Origin of the sequence: Marinobacter arenosus, assembly GCF_019264345.1 — a bacterium.
Taxonomy (GTDB): domain Bacteria; phylum Pseudomonadota; class Gammaproteobacteria; order Pseudomonadales; family Oleiphilaceae; genus Marinobacter; species Marinobacter arenosus.
This window is the reverse complement of the sequence record NZ_JAHVAO010000001.1, coordinates 524021-541827: the sequence shown is the minus strand read 5'-3', so window position 1 is coordinate 541827 and position 17807 is coordinate 524021. Positions and strand designations below refer to the sequence as shown.

Genomic DNA, 17807 nt, shown 5'->3' with positions numbered 1-17807 from the left:
ATAATCGGGTAAATCAGGCGGAAGCGCCGGCTGTCGAGTTTTCTTCGACGCAGCCGGCGCTTTGTTTTTTCAGTTTCATTCATCCCGGACAGGCGTTTGTTTCTCGAACCTCAGCAGCTCACCACCGACATCGAGATCGGAAACGGTCGCGTCGCACTTGCCTTTGAATACGATGGCCGTGACTTCCATGGTTGGCAAATCCAGAAGTCAGGCGTTCGCTCCGTGGAGCAGGAACTGACCGACGCTGTGTCGAAAGTGGCAAACCACCCGGTTGATCTGGTCTGCGCTGGACGGACCGATGCCGGCGTTCATGCCAGCTATCAGATTGCACACTTTGAAACGTCGTCAACGAGGGCTCTCCGTTCCTGGGTGATGGGGATCAACACGGCGCTTCCAAACGACATTGCCGTTCATTGGGCCGGAAATGGCTCCGACGATTTCCATGCCCGCTTTTCCGCCGTCTACCGGCGGTACCGGTACGTGATCTATAATCATCCCGTTCGGCCGGGAATACAGCGTGGCCAGGTGAGCTGGACGTTTCGACCTCTCGACGTGGGCCGCATGCACGAAGCAGCACAGGCCCTGTTGGGAGAGCACGACTTCTCCGCGTTTCGTGCTGCGGGATGCCAGTCCCGTACGCCCGTTCGCTTCATGGAGCAGGTGACAGTAACCCGTCGGGGAGAGTTTGTCGTAATAGACGTTCAGGCAAACGCTTTTCTTCATCATATGGTTCGAAATATCGCGGGCGCGTTGATGGCGGTTGGCTCTGGGCAGCAGCCGGTGAGCTGGATTCGTGAGATACTCGAACAGCGAGACAGAACACTTGCGGGCGTAACCGCTCCGCCTCACGGCCTTTATCTCGTGGATGTCGGTTACCCGCAGCGGTACGGAATCCCTCGTGCGGAATGTGGCCCGGGTTTCTTGAGACCCTGGTACAGTCGGGAGGATAACCACCCGATTTCGCCAACTCACATTCATCCCAAGCAGCCGGTAAAGCAGCCATGAACACGCGAGTCAAAATCTGTGGCCTGACACGTGTCGAGGATATTGAAGCGGCGGTAGAGGCTGGCGCTGATGCGCTGGGGTTGGTGTTTTACCAGCCGAGCCCTCGTTCTGTCGTTGTGTCCGAGGCAGCCGAGCTGGCCCGGCACGTGCCAGCCTTTGTCTCGGTTGTCGGACTGTTCGTGAACCCGACAGCAGAGGAAGTCCGGGAGGTTCTGGAACGGGTTCCGCTAGACCTGCTGCAGTTCCACGGAGACGAAAGCGCTGAGTTCTGCTCTCAATTCGGTCGGCGTTGGGTCAAGGCGATTCGGGTTCGGGAGCAGGGCCAGATTGAAGCCGCCTTCAAGAGCTTCAGCGAGGCTTCCGGGCTGCTGGTGGACGCCTGGGATCCCGAGCGGTATGGGGGAACCGGGCAATCGTTCAATTGGGACCTTATTCCTTCCGATCGTCCGATGCCGCTTATATTGGCCGGTGGTTTGTCTTCTGATAACGTATTTCGCGCTGTGAGCCAGGTGAGGCCCTGGGCTGTGGACGTCAGCGGCGGTGTTGAACGAAGCAAAGGCATCAAGGACATCGAAAAAATTTCCGATTTCATTAAAGAGGTTCACCGTGTCTGTAAAACTGACTGAAGAAATGCTGAAAGCACTGCCGGATGCGAGGGGGCACTTCGGGGCCTTTGGCGGCCGGTTCGTTTCCGAGACTCTGATGGATTCGCTCATGACGCTCGAGAAGCAATACAACGAGCTCAAGCGGGATCCCGAGTTTCAGGCACGGTTCGACAAAGAGCTGGCCGATTATGTAGGCCGACCCACGCCCCTGTATTTCGCCGAACGACTTACCCGCGAAACAGGCGGTGCGCAAATCTGGCTGAAACGGGAAGATCTCTGTCACACCGGTGCCCACAAGGTAAACAACACCATTGGTCAGGCATTGCTGGCGAGTTTTTTGGGGAAGAAGCGGATTATCGCTGAAACCGGGGCAGGTCAGCATGGCGTTGCGACAGCGACAGTCTGTGCCCGGCTGGGTCTGGAGTGTCATGTGTTCATGGGCGCCGAAGATGTCCAGCGCCAGTCCCTGAACGTTTTTCGCATGAAGCTGCTCGGCGCTGAGGTCCACGCGGTTGAGAGTGGTACCCGAACGCTCAAGGACGCAATGAATGATGCCATGCGTGACTGGGTCTCCTATGTCGATGAAACGTTCTACATCATCGGAACGGTTGCGGGGCCGCACCCTTATCCCATGCTGGTGAGGGATTTCCAGTCTGTCATTGGTCGCGAGACACGCCGTCAGGCGTTGGAGAAAACCGGCAAGTTACCCGATGCGCTGGTTGCCTGCGTTGGTGGCGGCTCGAATGCCATTGGCATGTTCTATCCATTCCTCGCTGACGAATCCGTTCAGCTCTACGGTGTCGAGGCGGGTGGTCTCGGTATTGAAACCGGCAAACACGCCGCGCCCCTGTGTGCCGGTCGACCGGGGGTACTCCACGGCAATCGCACCTATCTTATGGAAGATGAGAACGGTCAGATTGCCGGCACCCATTCGGTCAGCGCTGGTCTGGATTATCCTGGGGTGGGTCCTGAGCACAGTTGGTTGAAGGACATTGGCCGGGCGAATTATGTATCCGTGACCGATGATGAAGCCATGGAAGGTTTCCGCAAGCTGACTCGCGTCGAAGGCATAATGCCCGCCCTGGAGACAGCTCACGCCGTGGCTTACGCCATCAAGCTCGCTGCAACCATGGACAAGGATCAAACCGTCGTGATCAACGTATCCGGCCGGGGTGATAAAGACATAAACACGGTTGCCAAGTTAGAAGGCATCGAGATCTGAAGAATCAACAGGAGCAGGCATGAGCCGAATTGAAGGGGTCCTGAAAACCCTCAAAGGACAAGGTCGCAAGGCACTGATTCCCTACATTACTGCCGGAGACCCCCATCCCGATGTGACTGTGGATCTGATGCACACGTTGGTGGAAGCAGGTGCCGACATTATCGAGTTGGGCGTGCCATTCTCTGACCCCATGGCCGATGGCCCGGTCATTCAGCTGGCCTGTGAGCGAGCCCTCAAGCACGGCACGTCCTTGCGCCAGGTGTTGGCTATGGTCAAGGCATTCAGGACCAAAGACAGCGAAACCCCGGTGGTGTTGATGGGCTACCTCAACCCGATGGAGGCAATGGGGTACGAAGCCTTTGCCGATGCCGCTGTCGATGCGGGCGTTGATGGAATACTGACCGTCGATCTGCCCCCGGAAGAGGCGGATGATGTCGCGCCTCTGTTCACTGAGCGCAAACTGGACGCCATCTTTCTGCTGGCGCCAACCACAACCGACGACCGGATTCGTGCAATCAGCGAGCACTCCTCCGGCTATGTGTACTATGTTTCATTCAAGGGAGTCACCGGGGCCGCCAAGATCAACGTGGAGGAAGTGGCTACCAAGGTGGCCCACATTCATGAGCTCACAGCTCTTCCAGTAGGTGTGGGTTTCGGTATTCGTGACGCAAAAACAGCTGCAGCGGTGGGTCAGGTATCCGATGGTGTAATTGTTGGCAGCGTTCTGGTCGATACAATAGCCAGAAATCAGGCAGATACCGACGAGCTGAAGCAGGCACTGAAGGATCTGCTCCACCCGATGCGCGAAGCGCTGGATAGCCTGGGCTCCTGAATAGGGGGCCGGGCCGACAGGCATCACAGGACAGGATGAAATCATGAGTAACTGGCTGGACAAGATCATGCCGAGCAAGATTCGCTCGGAATCCAAGCAGAGAACTGGTGTTCCCGAGGGCTTGTGGAAAAAATGCCCCAAGTGTGGCGCCTTTCTCTACAAGCCGGAACTTGAGAAGAATCTCGATGTTTGTCCAAAGTGTAACCACCATCTTCGAGTGAGCGCCAGACGCCGTCTTGACGTATTCCTCGATTCCGATGGTCGGGAAGAAATTGCTGCAGAGCTGGAGCCTTGGGACCGGTTGAAGTTCAAGGACAGCAAGCGCTACAAGGATCGATTGTCCCACGCTCAAAAAACTACCGGCGAGAAAGACGCGCTGGTGGCGATGAAAGGCACGACGCTGGGTGTCCCCCTTGTTGCCTGCTCATTTGAGTTTAATTTCCTCGGGGGTTCTATGGGGCAGGTTGTGGGCGAGAAATTTGTCCAGGCCGCCAATGTCGCCCTCGAGCACCGCATTCCGCTGGTCTGCTTCTCTGCCAGCGGCGGTGCCAGGATGCAAGAGGCGATTCTATCGCTGATGCAGATGTCCAAAACGGCCGCCGTACTCGAGCGTATGAAGCTTGAGGGCATTCCCTACATTTCCGTGATGACGGATCCGGTGTTCGGTGGTGTGTCGGCCAGTCTGGCGATGCTTGGCGACCTCAACATTGCTGAACCCAATGCCCTGATTGGATTTGCTGGCCCACGGGTTATCGAGCAGACGGTTCGCGAAAAGCTGCCCGAAGGATTTCAGCGTAGTGAGTTCCTGCTCGAGCACGGCGCCATTGACATGATCCTCCACCGCCACCAGATGCGCGAGCGTATTGCCCACGTTCTGGCGAAGTTTACGGGCCAGGAGCGGCCCGGAACCGAGGAGCCGATCGAATTCGAAGTTACGGAAAAACCGGAAACCGATGCCCCCATCGAGTAACAAGTCTGGCCAGTCCCCCATCCCTCCGGGGACTGGCGCCACCGTCGACCGGTGGCTTGCCTATCTGGAAGCCCTCCATCCAACCGAAATCGATCTTGGTCTTGATCGCGTGCTTCTGGTTCTGCGCCGGCTTTTTCCGCGCAAGCCCAGTGCGAGGATAATCACAATAGCGGGCACCAATGGAAAGGGAAGTGCGGTTGCCTCTCTCGAGGCACTGCTCCGCGCTGCAGGTCGAAGAACCGGGGCGTATACCTCACCACATCTCCAGTCTTATAACGAACGTGTCCGGTTGGAAGGGAAGGATATTGAGGACGCGGCACTGGTCTCCGCGTTTGAGCGTGTGGAGGCTGCCCGTCGAAACATCTCGTTAACCTATTTCGAATTCGGCACCCTGGCTGCCTTCGTTGCATTTGCCGAGGCGGGTGTTGACGACTGGTTGTTAGAGGTGGGGTTGGGCGGTCGACTGGATGCCGTGAATGCACTGGACGCAGATCTTGCGATCATCACCTCGGTCGACATTGACCACGTTGCTTTTCTCGGTGACAACCGCGAAGTGATCGGATTTGAGAAGGCTGGCGTGTTACGGCCGAACATTCCTGCCATTTACGCGGATTCCGATCCACCCCGTTCGGTCCTTCAGCAGGTGGCCGCTCAGAAAGTGGATCTCGCGCTCGCCGGACGAGATTATCAGGTGCATCCTGCCGGTGATGACTCTGAGGACAGGCACTCTGAGAGTCTGGTGCTGGATTATCAGGGCTGGAAAGTTACCCTGCCCAACGGGCCGCTACCTATTCCCAGTGTGGCGGCAGCTGTGGTGGCCCTGCGCGCACTCGAACCCGGCATGGATGTCTCTGTTATTGAACGTGCGCTGGCTCACCTTCGTGTACCCGGGCGTTTCGAGCGAATGGCAGAGCACCCGGAGGTTTACGTCGATGTAGGCCACAATCCTCATGCTGCTGGCTGGCTTGCAGGCCGTTTATCGGCCCTGAAAACCGGCAATCGCCGGGTCTTGGCGATCTACGCGGCGCTGGGTGACAAAGACGTGGAAGGTGTCATTGAGGCCATGAAGCCTGTTGTGGATCGGTGGTGGCTGGCGGGGCTCGACGTACCGCGGGGCCTTTCCTCCGACGCACTGGTCAGCAGGGCCGAAGCGGCCGGACTGCGGGAATGCCATCGGGCCGATACCGTTGACGATGCAATCACAGCCGTCCGTAACTGCGCCCGAAAGAACGATCTGATTATAGTGTTCGGATCTTTTTTCACGGTAGCAGAAGCACGTAGACGGCTGACACCTATCAGTGCCCGTCAACGTCTTGAGAGCTTTCTGGACCCGGAAGGCCGTAGGGAAGTTGGTATTGGGGTAGAGGCATCGGACGTACTCCAGTTCCAGGGCAGCGAGCGCTATCAGGACCAACTTGCCCAGTTCCGGCAGTCTACGGGCGAATCCGATGCCCTCGTTGTCATGGAGGGCACAGCCCTCGGTGTTCCACTGGTCGCCTGTGCCTTCGAGTACAGTTTCATGGATGGCTCCATGGGCGAAGTGGTTGGAGAAAAATTCGTCCAGGCGGCGAACGTTGCTCTGGATCGCCACATCCCGCTGGTGTGCTTTTCAGCCAGCGGAGGGGCGCGGGTACAGGAAGGTTTCCTGGCGTTGATCCAGATGGCGAAAACCGCGGCGGTACTCGAACGAATGAGGCAGCAGGGCATTCCCTACATTTCCGTGATAACGGATCTGGTTTATGGCGAAGTGTCTGCCAGTCTGGCCATGCTGGGCGACCTGAATATCGCCGAACCGGATGCCAGAAGTGGCGCAAGTTTTCCTGAACTCATCGAACAGGTAGAGATCGAGGGTCTGCCGGATGGGTTTCAGGGCAGCCAGTTCCTGTTAGAGCGGGGGGCCGTTGATATGGTCCTTGATCGCCGGCAGTTGCGCGAACGCATCGCGCATATACTCGCCAAGTTTTCTGGGCAGGATTGTCCGGGAAATCCGAAGGGCGAATTGGACGATTGAAGCCAGATTCCGGCTCGCTTGGGCGTCTTAAACTTTGTCCATGGCACGGGCCGGTGCTTTGAGTTATTTCGGGATGCCAGTTAGTATCTGCTGCTAACGCCAAATGTGGACCTTCACCAGTTAACGGGAGCCGGGAATCGTGGATGGATTGAAGCAAAGAATAATCGGGGCGCTTGTACTGGTCTCCCTTGCGGTTATCTTTGTTCCGATGTTGTTCGATGAGCCGCATTCCGAGCGAACCTCCACCAGCATCAAGATTCCCGAGGAACCGCCTTTCCCTGAAGTGACGTCACCGGAAGCTGACAGTGCGATGCCGCCTTCCTATGAGGAGGGGTCGTCGACCGTGGAGTCCCAGAATCCCGAGCCGGTTCCATCCGGGACGAACGAGCCGGACTACCGAATTGTTGAAGATAACAATGAGCCCTTCGAGGGCGCTCCTGAGACAACTCAGCCAGAGGCGGCCGTATCTCCGGACGAGTCCTCCCCAGAGGTGGCCGACAATCCGGCCTCAGCAGAACCTGCCAAGACTGCAGAAAGCGAGAGCGAAGCCGAGCCGGCCGAATATACCCGTTCGCTGGAAGGCGCGTGGGTCGTGCAACTGGGCAGCTTTGGCAACGCCGACAACGCTCGCCGCCTGAGAGATAAAGTCCGGGACAAGGGATTCGGCTCGCACTTGCAAAAAGTTGAGCGCGGCGATGCCACGTTGACCCGTGTCTTCAGTGGTCCCTTCGCCACCAAAGCCGACGCTGAGGCCGCCAAACGCAGCCTTGATGAAGCCTTCAGTCTCAATAGCCTGGTGACAACGGGCGACAAATAAGCGTCTTTTCTTATCGTTTATGGGGTCGTGGCAGTTTGGTGGCGGCCGGTTTCCTGATAGAATTCGCGCTTCCTTTTTTCCATCGGGTTCTTCATGGAAGCGCTGATCTGGATTGACTGGGTCATCATTGCCCTGATTACAGTTTCCACGCTCATTAGTCTTAAGCGGGGCTTCGTTAGGGAGGCCTTGTCACTGGTGACCTGGGTGGGCGCGTTCATACTCGCCAGAACCTTTCATCCGCAAATGCAAATGCTCCTGGAGAGCACAGTCGAAACCCCGCTGGTCCGTTTGATTGCAGCGTTTGCAATACTCTTCTTTGGCACGCTCATCGTGGGCGCTATCATCAACAACATGATTGGTCACCTGATACGGGCTACCGGCCTGTCCGCCACCGACCGGGTTCTTGGCATGGGCTTTGGGCTATTACGGGGCGTCGTCGTGGTGATCGTCGCGATCGCCTTCACTCGATACACGCCACTTGCGCAGGACACCTGGTGGCGGGAATCGTTGATGATAGGCAGGCTAGCCGTCGTGGAGGACTGGTCCCGACGGACATTGGGTGACGAATTCGCCCGTTTTCTTGGGCCGGCTTCGGATGGCCAGAGTGACCCAGGCAACAGTCAACAGCAGGAAGCCGTGGAACCCACGGCTACCTCCAGCTAACATTCGAATCTAACACTCGGAGAAAACCCTATCCATGTGTGGCATTGTCGGCATCGTCAGCACTTCCAACGTCAATCAGTCTCTTTATGATGCATTGACTGTTCTTCAGCACCGGGGCCAGGATGCGGCGGGCATTGTTACCTTTCAGGACGAGCGGTTTTTCCTCCGCAAGGATAACGGATTGGTTCGGGACGTGTTCCATACCCGCCACATGCGCAGGCTGGTTGGTAACGTTGGCATCGGTCATGTTCGCTATCCGACTGCCGGAAGCTCAAGTTCCGCTGAAGCGCAGCCGTTCTATGTAAACAGCCCGTACGGCATCACCCTGGCTCATAACGGCAATCTGACCAATGCGGACGATCTCAGCCAGGATCTTTTCCGCACCGACCTCCGTCATATTAATACCAACTCCGATTCGGAAGTCCTGTTGAACGTGTTTGCCCACGAGCTTCAGAAGCTTGGCAAGCTTGATCCCACCAAGGACGAAATCTTCGCGGCGGTGAGGGCGGTTCACAAGCGCTGTCGGGGCGCCTATGCCGTTATCGCCATGATTACCGGCTACGGCATTGTCGGTTTCCGCGACCCGAACGGAATTCGACCGGCCTGTTACGGTGTTCGTGAGTCGGAGGATGGTCGCAAGGAATACATGATCGCTTCAGAGAGCGTCGCACTGAGCGCCGCAGGCTTCACCCTTGTCCGGGATATTGCGCCGGGCGAGGCCGTTTATATTGAAACAGACGGAACCCTGTACACGGAGCAATGTGCGGAAGAGCACCACCTGTATCCGTGTATTTTCGAACATGTCTACTTTGCGCGTCCGGATTCAATCATCGACAAGGTGTCGGTCTACAAGGCGCGCCTGAGAATGGGCGAAACCCTGGCGGACAAGGTGCTTCGCGAACGCCCGAACCATGACATTGACGTGGTCATGCCGATTCCCGATACCAGTCGAACGTCTGCCATGCAGATGGCTCATCGCCTGGGGGTTAAATTCCGCGAAGGCTTTATCAAGAATCGCTACATTGGCCGCACTTTTATCATGCCCGGCCAAAAAATGCGGAAAAAGTCCGTTCGCCAGAAGCTGAACCCCATCGATCTGGAGTTCCGCGACAAGAACGTCATGCTGGTTGATGATTCCATCGTGCGGGGAACGACCTGTAAGGAGATCGTTCAGATGGCCCGGGATGCAGGTGCACGAAACGTGTATTTCGCGTCGGCTGCGCCTCCTGTGCGTTACCCGAACGTGTATGGAATCGATATGCCATCAGCCAGCGAACTGATCGCCCACGACCGGACGGTTGAACAAATCCGGGAACTGATTGGCGCAGACTGGTTGCTGTATCAGGATCTGGAAGATCTGATCACTTGCGTGAATGACGTTAACGAGGACATTGAGGGTTGGGAGTGCTCGGTCTTCACCGGAAACTACGTCACGGGCGACGTTGATCAGGCCTACCTGAATCGCCTGGAGGAAGCCCGCAACGACGACAAGCGTTCGAAGCAGCAGGGCGGAGATCACGGTGATAACGCCATCATTGATTTGTACAATGACGAAGACTAAACGCGTAATGCGCGATACCAGGAGTAGCTCATGACTTTCCGCCGCGAACAGAATGTCTGGATCCCGGAATCGGATCTGGAGGGTATGTCAGTGGATACCCTGGCGGTGAGGGCAGGGCAGGTTCGCACGGGTGAACTGGAACACAGCGATCCGATTTTCCCCACATCGAGCTTTGTTTACGGCAGTGCCGCTCAGGCCGCCGCCCGTTTTGGCGGTGATGAACCCGGTAATATCTATTCCCGGTTTACCAATCCCACGGTTCAGGCCTTCGAGGGTCGTATCGCGGCCATGGAAGGTGGCGAGCGTGCAGTGGCGACGGCTTCGGGAATGGCTGCCATCCTGAGTACCTGCATGGCTTTGCTGAAAAGCGGCGATCATGTGGTGTGTTCCCGGGGGGTGTTTGGAACAACCAACGTCCTGTTCCAGAAGTACATGGCGAAATTCGGGGTTGAGACGTCTTTCGTCAGCCTTACGGATATGGACGAGTGGGCGGCGGCGGTTCGTCCGGAAACCCGGATGCTCTTCATCGAAACGCCGTCGAATCCACTGTGCGAAGTTGCAGACCTGTCTCGCCTGGCCGATCTGGCTCATGACAACGATGCCTTGTTCGTCGTGGACAACTGCTTCTGTACGCCGGTATTGCAGCGCCCTCTGGAGCACGGTGCTGATATCATCATCCATTCGGCGACCAAATACCTCGACGGCCAGGGCCGCTGTGTCGGCGGGGTTGTGGTCGGGCCGTCAAAATTGATGGATGAAGTGTATGGTTTTCTGCGGTCTGCCGGACCGACCATGAGTCCCTTCAATGCCTGGGTTTTCCATAAGGGGCTGGAAACCTTACCAATCCGTATGCGTGCTCACTGTGACAATGCGTTAGAGTTGGCAGTGTGGCTGGAAGAGCAGCCGGCCGTTGAAGAAGTGTTTTATGCCGGGTTGCAGAGTCATCCACAGCACGAGCTTGCTAAAAAGCAGCAATCAGGATTCGGCGGTGTTCTGTCGTTCCGTCTGAAGGGCGGGCGTGCGGAAGCCTGGTCGTTTATTGACGCCACCCGGATGATTTCAATCACCGCCAATCTGGGGGACGTGAAGACCACGATCACCCATCCGGCTACCACGACCCACGGCCGCCTGTCTCCAGAAGACAAGGTCGCAGCGGGTATCACCGAGAATCTGGTCCGGATTTCGGTGGGCATCGAAGCAGTCGAGGACCTGAAAACCGATCTTGCACGTGGCTTTCAGGCACTTCAGAACCCAAGCAATGGAAACGTTTGAGTATTCATGGCCGAGTCCGCAAAAGCGAAGAAAGCACCACAGGAACTGACAGAGAAGCAGCTGCGCTTTCGCCGTTTGGTGGCACAGGGTGCCCGTGAAGGCGCCGTAATCGCGCTGATTGCGCTGTGCATCTATTTTTCGATGGCGCTGGTCACCTTCAGTCCATCCGATCCCGGCTGGGCGAGCATCGGCCATGATACCAGTGTCCAGAATTACGCAGGGCGCACGGGCGCGTGGCTGGCAAGCCTGTTCATGGACTTCTTCGGTCAGGTGGCTTACCTGTTCCCGTTGATGATTGCGGGCTATGCGTTCATGTTGATCCGTCGTCGAAACGATTCCATGGATCTGCACTGGCCATTATTTATGATGCGTTTCGGTGGCTTTTTGCTGATTCTGCTGTCCGCCACCAGCCTGCTTTCCCTTTATTCGGTGTTTGGCCTTGGGGTGTCCTCCGGCGGGGTGCTTGGAACGGCCGTGTCGGAAGCCATGGTCCGGTTCTTTAATCTGCCGGCCACCACCCTGTTGCTGATTGCCATTTTCCTGTTTGCGATCACCGTCACCACAGGTCTGTCCTGGTTCTCGTTGATGGATCAGATTGGCGGACTGACGCTCCGGGCGGGACTGATGCTGAAGGCTCTGTTCAGCCCCAATCCGGACAAGAAGAAAACCGCTCCATCGCCCAAACCGGAGCCTCCGGTGGTCAAAGACCGTGTCGCTGCCCCGAAGGCGGCACCTGTGGAAAAGCAGAAGGGCGGGCCGCGTTGGTGGCATCGTATTCCCGGGTTCGGTCCGTCCAGACCCAAGAAGCCGTCCAAGGCGCCGTCTGAGCGGAAGGAACCGGGTCTGGAAGGTCTCACGACAGCGGTGGATCCGGAACCTGAACGTTTGGAGAGTTTCAGCTCCACTGAGGACAGCCCGACGTCTCAACCGGCCCCGAGCAAGTCTGCTCCCGGAGACGCCGCGGCCAAGTCCGCCGGCAGGTCCTTGAAAATTTCACCGTTCAAGAAAGACGAGCAACCGCCCTCCAGCAAAAACAGCAAGGAGAAACAGCCTTCCTTGCTGGAAGACCTGGAAAACCCGATTCCGCCCATTTCCCTGTTGGATCCGCCTGAGGAGCACAAGGAAAAAGGCTATTCCGAGGAATCCCTGGAGCACATGTCCCGGATGCTTGAGGAAAAGCTGGCGGATTTCGGCGTTTCTGTGGAAGTCGTTGAGGTCAATCCCGGCCCGGTCATTACCCGGTTTGAGATTAAGCCGGCGCCCGGGGTGAAGGTGAGCAAGATCTCGAACCTCGCGAAGGATCTGGCCCGTTCGTTGGCGGTTCTGAGCGTGCGTGTGGTTGAAGTCATCCCGGGCAAATCCGTTGTCGGGATCGAAATACCTAATGAAGAACGGGAAATGGTCCGGTTGAGCGAAGTGCTCGGCGCTCGCGTGTTCGAGGATTCCGCCTCGCCGTTGACGCTCGCCCTGGGCAACGACATCGGCGGCAATCCGATGGTGGCCAATCTCGCCAAGATGCCCCACCTGCTGGTCGCAGGTACCACGGGGTCCGGTAAATCCGTCGGTGTCAACGCAATGCTGTTGAGCATGCTGCTGAAGGCGACACCCGACGAAGTCCGTTTCATCATGGTTGACCCCAAGATGCTGGAACTGAGCATCTACGACGGCATTCCTCACCTGCTGGCGCCCGTGGTAACTGACATGAAGGAAGCGGCCAATGCGCTTCGCTGGTGCGTGGCAGAAATGGAACGTCGTTACCGCCTGATGGCGAATCTTGGTGTCCGGAACATCGCCGGGTACAACCGCAAGGTTAAGGACGCGATTGCGGCAGGGGAGCCGTTGTTGGATCCTCTGTGGAAGCCGGACGAGTACCTGGCCAACGAAGAGCAGGAGCGCCCCGAGCTGGACACATTGCCGTTCATCGTCGTCGTGATCGATGAATTCGCTGACATGATGATGATTGTCGGCAAGAAGGTCGAAGAACTCATTGCCCGTATCGCCCAGAAAGCGAGGGCCGCGGGTATTCACCTGGTCCTGGCCACCCAGAGGCCGTCGGTAGATGTCATTACCGGCCTGATCAAGGCAAACATTCCCACCCGTATTTCATTCCAGGTGTCCTCCAAGATCGATTCTCGCACTGTTCTCGATCAGGGTGGGGCCGAGCAGCTTCTGGGGCATGGTGACATGCTTTATCTGCCGCCGGGCTCCGGTCTGCCGGTCCGGGTTCACGGTGCCTTCGTCGATGATGATGAAGTCCACCGCGTCGTAAGCGCCTGGAAAGCGCGCGGTGAACCTGTGTATGTGGATGACGTTCTCAATGGTGCGGAAGGTGAAAGCCTGCCCGGCGTTCCGACCCTGTCCGAGGGTGGGGGTGACAGTGAGGGCGATGCGCTCTTTGACGAGGCGGTTGCCTTTGTGACCGAAGGCCGGAGGGTGTCGATCTCCTCCGTTCAACGCAAATTCAAGATTGGCTACAACCGGGCGGCAAACCTTGTCGACGCCATGGAAGCATCGGGCGTCGTCAGTGCCGCCGGGCACAATGGCGCCCGGGAAGTTCTGGCACCGCCACCCCCCAGAGATTAGGAGCCGTATCCAATGCAATTCCATCCGTTTCTGAAGATGCTCGCCCTCGCAATCGTTACCTTGTTTGCGTTGGCGGCGAAAGCGGCTGACGACTCGCCGGAATCCCGTGATGCGGCGGTCCAGCTTGCCTCCGTGCTCAAGAGTTACGAATCCTACCAGGCTGACTTCATACAGATCGTCGTTAATGAAAATGGCAACCGCGTCCAGGAAACGCGCGGTGCCCTGAAAGCAAAACGCCCGGGGCTGTTCTATTGGGAAACCAGCGCGCCACTCTCCCAGTTCATTGTCAGTAATGGCGAGACCGTTGAGGTCTACGATCCCGATCTGGAACAGGTGACCATTCACAATCTGGATGAGCGGGTTCAGACCACGCCGGCGCTATTACTCAGCGGTGAGGTCGATAACCTTGAGGAAACCTACAACGTGTCCCGGAAGGCCATCGGTGACAACACCCGGGAATACACACTCGAACCCCGTAACCCGGATTCCCTGTTTGTTTCCCTGCGTCTCACCTTTTTCAAGGGAGAGCTTCAGGAGATGCGGATGCGCGACTCGTTGTCCCAGCTCAGCGTGCTCAGCTTCGACAACATCAGGCTGAATGAGAACGTCGACAACAGCGCCTTCACCCTCGAATATCCGGAGGGCGTGGACATCATCCGGGACGGAGCCTGATGCAGGATAGTCTGTTCGAGGAACAGCCAGGTTTTCGGCCACTGGCGGCGCGCATGCGGCCCGCCAGCCTGGATGACTATGTGGGCCAAACGCATCTGGTGGGGCCCGGAAAGCCCCTGCGCCGAGCCGTGGAGCAGGGCCAGCTGCATTCCATGATTCTCTGGGGCCCCCCGGGGGTGGGCAAGACCACGTTCGCCCGTCTCCTGGCCTCCCTCAGTGATCTTAGCTTTGAAACGATCTCAGCAGTTCTCAGCGGTGTGAAAGAGATTCGGGCTGTCGTGGATCGGGCCCGGAACCGTAAGCAATCCGAGGGGCGTGACACGCTCCTGTTCGTGGATGAAGTGCATCGCTTTAACAAAAGCCAGCAGGATGCCTTCCTCCCCCATATTGAAGATGGCACGTTCATTTTTGTGGGGGCCACCACCGAGAACCCTTCGTTCGAACTGAACAGCGCGCTGCTTTCCCGGACCCGGGTTTATGTCCTGAAAAACCTCGACGACGAGGATGTCCTGCGGTTACTGGAGCGGGCACTGGTTTCGGGTGAGGGCTTCGCGGGCCGTCTGTCGGTTCCCACCGACGTACTGGCGCTGATGGCAGCGGCGGCTGGCGGGGATGCCCGGCGGGCACTCAACATCCTCGAAGTGGCAGCAGACCTGGCCGAACCAGACGCCGAAGGCCGGGACCACGTAACCCACGAGCAGCTTGAACAGGTCATGCAGACCAGTTTGCGTCGCTTCGACAAAGGCGGGGACGTTTTCTACGACCAGATTTCTGCCCTCCACAAATCCGTTCGGGGTTCCGATCCGGACGGATCGCTGTACTGGCTTTGCCGGATGCTGGACGGTGGGTGCGATCCACTGTACGTTGCTCGCCGGTTGGTTCGGATTGCCAGCGAGGACATCGGAAATGCCGATCCGCGGGCGCTGCAACTTTCAATGGATGCCTGGGACGCCCAGGAACGTCTGGGGTCACCGGAAGGGGAACTGGCGCTTGCACAAGCGGTTACCTACCTGGCGATGTGCCCAAAGAGCAATGCGGTCTACAACGCGTTCAACCAGTGTATGGCAGACATTCGCAAAGACCCGGATTACGACGTGCCTGTGCATTTGCGTAACGCTCCCACCAAACTTCTCAAGACCATGGGGCATGGCGAATCCTATCGCTACGCTCACGATGAACCCGATGCGTTCGCCGACGGCGAATGCTACCTGCCCGAGCCCATTCATCAGCGCCGTTACTATCAGCCGGTGAATCGCGGTCTCGAAATCAAACTGGCCGAGAAGCGCGATCGACTCGACCAGCGCAATGCCCAGAGCTCCCGAAAACGCTACTCCTGAGCGGGCCCTACGGTAGCCACCAGCCTCAGTGCAGGTATAATGGCCAGTCATTTATCACACATCGCTAACCGGAATAGTCAGGATAACCATGCTCGATCCAAAACGTGTCCGCACCCAGACTGAAGAGATCGCCCGTCGGCTGGCCATCAAGAACTTTACGTTTGATACCGCCACCTTCGAGCAGCTCGAAGAACGCCGTCGCGCCCTGCAGGTTCGCACGGAGACGCTACAGAGCGAGCAGAACAAGCAGTCAAAGTCGATTGGCAAGGCCAAGGCGGCGGGTGAGGACATTCAGCCCTTGCTGGACAAAGTCGAGAGCCTGAAGGCACAGAAGTCTGCTGCCGAAGATGAGCTGCGAACGCTTCAGGACGAGCTTTCCGAGTTCCTGGCAGGTATTCCCAATCTCCCGGACGAGGACGTGCCCCAGGGCGAAAGCGAGGATGACAACGTCGAGATCCGGACGTGGGGAACCCCGAAGACACTAGACTTCGAGCCGAAGGACCATGTTGCCCTGGGAGAGGGGCTCAAAGGGCTGGATTTCGAGACGGCCAGCCGGCTGGCTCATTCCCGGTTTGCGGTGATGCGGGGACCGGTGGCCCGTCTGCACCGGGCATTGGCGCAATTCATGTTGAACCTGCATACGGGCGAGCACGGTTATACAGAAGCCTATGTGCCGTACCTGGTGAATGCGGAAACCCTCTACGGTACAGGTCAATTGCCCAAGTTTGAGGAAGACCTCTTCAAGATGGAGGGGGAGAATCCTCTTTACCTGATTCCAACCGCCGAGGTTCCGGCCACCAACCTGGTCTCGGATTCGATCCTGGACGCCAAGGAGTTGCCGCTTCGACTGGTCTGTCACACCCCGTGTTTCCGCAGCGAGGCAGGGTCCTACGGCCGTGATACCCGCGGCATGATTCGCCAGCACCAGTTCGATAAAGTGGAGCTGGTGCATGTGGTTCGACCCGACGATTCGGATGCAGCGCTGGATGCGCTGACCGGGCATGCGGAAAAGGTACTGCAGTTGCTGGATCTGCCTTACCGTGTGGTTACCCTTTGCGGCGGTGACATGGGGTTCTCGGCCGCTAAAACCTACGATCTCGAAGTCTGGCTGCCGGGCCAGCAGAAATATCGGGAGATCTCATCCTGCTCCAATACCCGTGATTTTCAGGCACGGCGCATGCATGCCCGTTGGCGTAACCCGGAAACCGGAAAGCCGGAGCCCGTCCACACCCTCAATGGTTCAGGCTTGGCGGTGGGCCGCGCCCTGATTGCCGTGATGGAGAATTATCAGCAGGCTGACGGCAGCATTCTGGTTCCGGATGTACTCAAGCCTTATATGGGAGGCATCGACCGAATCCAATGACCGATCAGTTGACGAATGCACCAGGGAAGGGCGTTGGTGCAACCCCTGCACCAGTTCGGTACCGGACTAATCCCGTTACAGACAACCCGAACAGCTCCGCCGGGGAGGTGGCGCTGGTCGGGGCCGGGCCCGGCGATCCGGAACTGCTCACCTTGAAGGCCTGGCGCCTGATAACGTCGGCCGAGGTCGTGCTCTACGATCGACTCGTGTCGCCTGAGATCATGGCACTGATTCCCGAGACCGCCGAAAAAATCCACGTGGGTAAACAACGTTCCAATCACGTATTACCCCAGGATCAAATCAATCAGCGCCTGGTGGATCTGGCCCGCGAAGGGCGCAAGGTAGTGCGGCTCAAGGGCGGTGATCCGTTTATCTTCGGTCGGGGTGGTGAAGAAATCGAGACACTGGCTGCCGCAGGCGTCCGGTTCCAGGTGGTGCCGGGTATTACCGCAGCATCCGGATGCGCGGCGTATTCCGGCATTCCGCTCACTCACCGGGATTATGCCCAGTCAGTACGTTTTGTGACGGGTCACCTGAAGAACGACACCTGCGACCTGCCGTGGAAAGACTTCGTTCAGAACAACCAGACCCTGGTGTTCTATATGGGGTTGGTTGGACTGCCTGTCATCTGTCGGCAACTGGTAAGCCATGGAATGTCTCAGGATATGCCCGTGGCACTGGTCTCCAAGGGAACGACGCCTGATCAGATGGTAATCACCGGTACCCTGGACGATATCGTGGAGCGGGTTCAGGCGCAGCCCGTCCAGCCGCCCACGCTCGTCATCATCGGCCATGTGGTCGCGTTGCGCGAACGGCTGGATTGGGTGGGCGGTTTGCCCGAAAGGAGCCGCGCGGGAGACTGAGACCACAAAAAAGGGAGCCCGAGGCTCCCTT

At 57.8% G+C, this 17807-nt stretch carries 14 protein-coding genes and 3 pseudogenes; all 17 read left to right on the top strand.

Annotation, left to right across the window (positions count from 1 at the left end):
- The first annotated feature begins 96 nt into the window (after positions 1-96).
- Positions 97-1005 (top strand): tRNA pseudouridine(38-40) synthase TruA, encoded by a 909-nt coding sequence (gene truA, locus KXD86_RS02530; RefSeq protein WP_218634517.1) that lies wholly within the window; start codon positions 97-99, stop codon positions 1003-1005.
- The gene (locus KXD86_RS02525) at positions 1002-1631 is read left to right on the top strand and encodes a phosphoribosylanthranilate isomerase (RefSeq protein WP_218634516.1); all 630 of its coding nucleotides are present in this window, start codon (positions 1002-1004) and stop codon (positions 1629-1631) included. The genes truA and KXD86_RS02525 overlap by 4 nt, the downstream gene beginning before the upstream one ends.
- Positions 1624-2832 (top strand): tryptophan synthase subunit beta, encoded by a 1209-nt coding sequence (gene trpB / locus KXD86_RS02520; RefSeq protein WP_260523764.1) that lies wholly within the window; start codon positions 1624-1626, stop codon positions 2830-2832. The genes KXD86_RS02525 and trpB overlap by 8 nt, the downstream gene beginning before the upstream one ends.
- A 19-nt stretch (positions 2833-2851) precedes the next feature.
- Positions 2852-3664, top strand: a complete 813-nt coding sequence (gene trpA / locus KXD86_RS02515; protein ID WP_218634514.1) for a tryptophan synthase subunit alpha — start codon at positions 2852-2854, stop codon at positions 3662-3664.
- 43 nt (positions 3665-3707) lie between these two features.
- Positions 3708-4634, top strand: a complete 927-nt coding sequence (gene accD, locus KXD86_RS02510; RefSeq protein ID WP_218634513.1) for an acetyl-CoA carboxylase, carboxyltransferase subunit beta — start codon at positions 3708-3710, stop codon at positions 4632-4634.
- A pseudogene (folC, locus tag KXD86_RS19065) lies at positions 4618-5913 on the top strand (bifunctional tetrahydrofolate synthase/dihydrofolate synthase); the annotation flags it as partial. The gene accD and the pseudogene folC, both read left to right, overlap by 17 nt.
- Before the next feature lie 6 nt (positions 5914-5919).
- Positions 5920-6645, top strand: coding sequence for an acetyl-CoA carboxylase carboxyltransferase subunit beta (locus tag KXD86_RS19060; protein WP_228739427.1), 726 nt, complete (start codon positions 5920-5922; stop codon positions 6643-6645).
- Between the two features lie 139 nt (positions 6646-6784).
- Positions 6785-7462, top strand: a complete 678-nt coding sequence (locus KXD86_RS02500; RefSeq protein ID WP_218634511.1) for an SPOR domain-containing protein — start codon at positions 6785-6787, stop codon at positions 7460-7462.
- 93 nt (positions 7463-7555) lie between these two features.
- On the top strand, positions 7556-8125 hold the full coding sequence (locus KXD86_RS02495) for a CvpA family protein (RefSeq protein WP_218634510.1): 570 nt from the start codon (positions 7556-7558) through the stop codon (positions 8123-8125).
- Positions 8126-8159: 34 nt separating this feature from the next.
- The gene (gene purF, locus KXD86_RS02490; RefSeq protein ID WP_218634509.1) at positions 8160-9686 is read left to right on the top strand and encodes an amidophosphoribosyltransferase; all 1527 of its coding nucleotides are present in this window, start codon (positions 8160-8162) and stop codon (positions 9684-9686) included.
- Positions 9687-9716: 30 nt separating this feature from the next.
- The gene (locus KXD86_RS02485; protein ID WP_218634508.1) at positions 9717-10958 is read left to right on the top strand and encodes an O-succinylhomoserine sulfhydrylase; all 1242 of its coding nucleotides are present in this window, start codon (positions 9717-9719) and stop codon (positions 10956-10958) included.
- Positions 10959-10964: 6 nt separating this feature from the next.
- Positions 10965-11498: pseudogene (locus KXD86_RS19055) on the top strand (DNA translocase FtsK 4TM domain-containing protein); the annotation flags it as partial.
- A 414-nt stretch (positions 11499-11912) separates the two neighbouring features.
- Positions 11913-13541 (top strand): annotated as a pseudogene (locus KXD86_RS19050) (DNA translocase FtsK); the annotation flags it as partial.
- 12 nt (positions 13542-13553) lie between these two features.
- Entirely contained in the window at positions 13554-14213 is a 660-nt protein-coding gene (gene lolA / locus KXD86_RS02475; RefSeq protein ID WP_228739299.1) for an outer membrane lipoprotein periplasmic chaperone LolA, read from the top strand.
- Positions 14213-15550: a replication-associated recombination protein A gene (locus tag KXD86_RS02470; protein ID WP_218634506.1), complete on the top strand. Its 1338-nt coding sequence runs from the start codon at positions 14213-14215 to the stop codon at positions 15548-15550. Before lolA ends, KXD86_RS02470 begins: the two co-directional genes overlap by 1 nt.
- An 88-nt stretch (positions 15551-15638) precedes the next feature.
- Positions 15639-16913, top strand: coding sequence for a serine--tRNA ligase (gene serS, locus KXD86_RS02465; RefSeq protein ID WP_218634505.1), 1275 nt, complete (start codon positions 15639-15641; stop codon positions 16911-16913).
- Positions 16910-17776, top strand: coding sequence for a uroporphyrinogen-III C-methyltransferase (gene cobA / locus KXD86_RS02460; RefSeq protein WP_218634504.1), 867 nt, complete (start codon positions 16910-16912; stop codon positions 17774-17776). The genes serS and cobA overlap by 4 nt, the downstream gene beginning before the upstream one ends.
- The last annotated feature ends 31 nt before the right edge of the window (positions 17777-17807 follow it).

Coding starts and splice junctions, on each gene's coding strand:
- KXD86_RS02525 (WP_218634516.1), top strand. CDS start 1,002: ATGAACACGCGAGTCAAAATCTGTGGCCTGACACGTGTCGAGGATATT.
- trpA (WP_218634514.1), top strand. CDS start 2,852: ATGAGCCGAATTGAAGGGGTCCTGAAAACCCTCAAAGGACAAGGTCGC.
- accD (WP_218634513.1), top strand. CDS start 3,708: ATGAGTAACTGGCTGGACAAGATCATGCCGAGCAAGATTCGCTCGGAA.
- KXD86_RS02495 (WP_218634510.1), top strand. CDS start 7,556: ATGGAAGCGCTGATCTGGATTGACTGGGTCATCATTGCCCTGATTACA.
- purF (WP_218634509.1), top strand. CDS start 8,160: ATGTGTGGCATTGTCGGCATCGTCAGCACTTCCAACGTCAATCAGTCT.
- KXD86_RS02485 (WP_218634508.1), top strand. CDS start 9,717: ATGACTTTCCGCCGCGAACAGAATGTCTGGATCCCGGAATCGGATCTG.
- lolA (WP_228739299.1), top strand. CDS start 13,554: ATGCAATTCCATCCGTTTCTGAAGATGCTCGCCCTCGCAATCGTTACC.
- KXD86_RS02470 (WP_218634506.1), top strand. CDS start 14,213: ATGCAGGATAGTCTGTTCGAGGAACAGCCAGGTTTTCGGCCACTGGCG.
- serS (WP_218634505.1), top strand. CDS start 15,639: ATGCTCGATCCAAAACGTGTCCGCACCCAGACTGAAGAGATCGCCCGT.
- cobA (WP_218634504.1), top strand. CDS start 16,910: ATGACCGATCAGTTGACGAATGCACCAGGGAAGGGCGTTGGTGCAACC.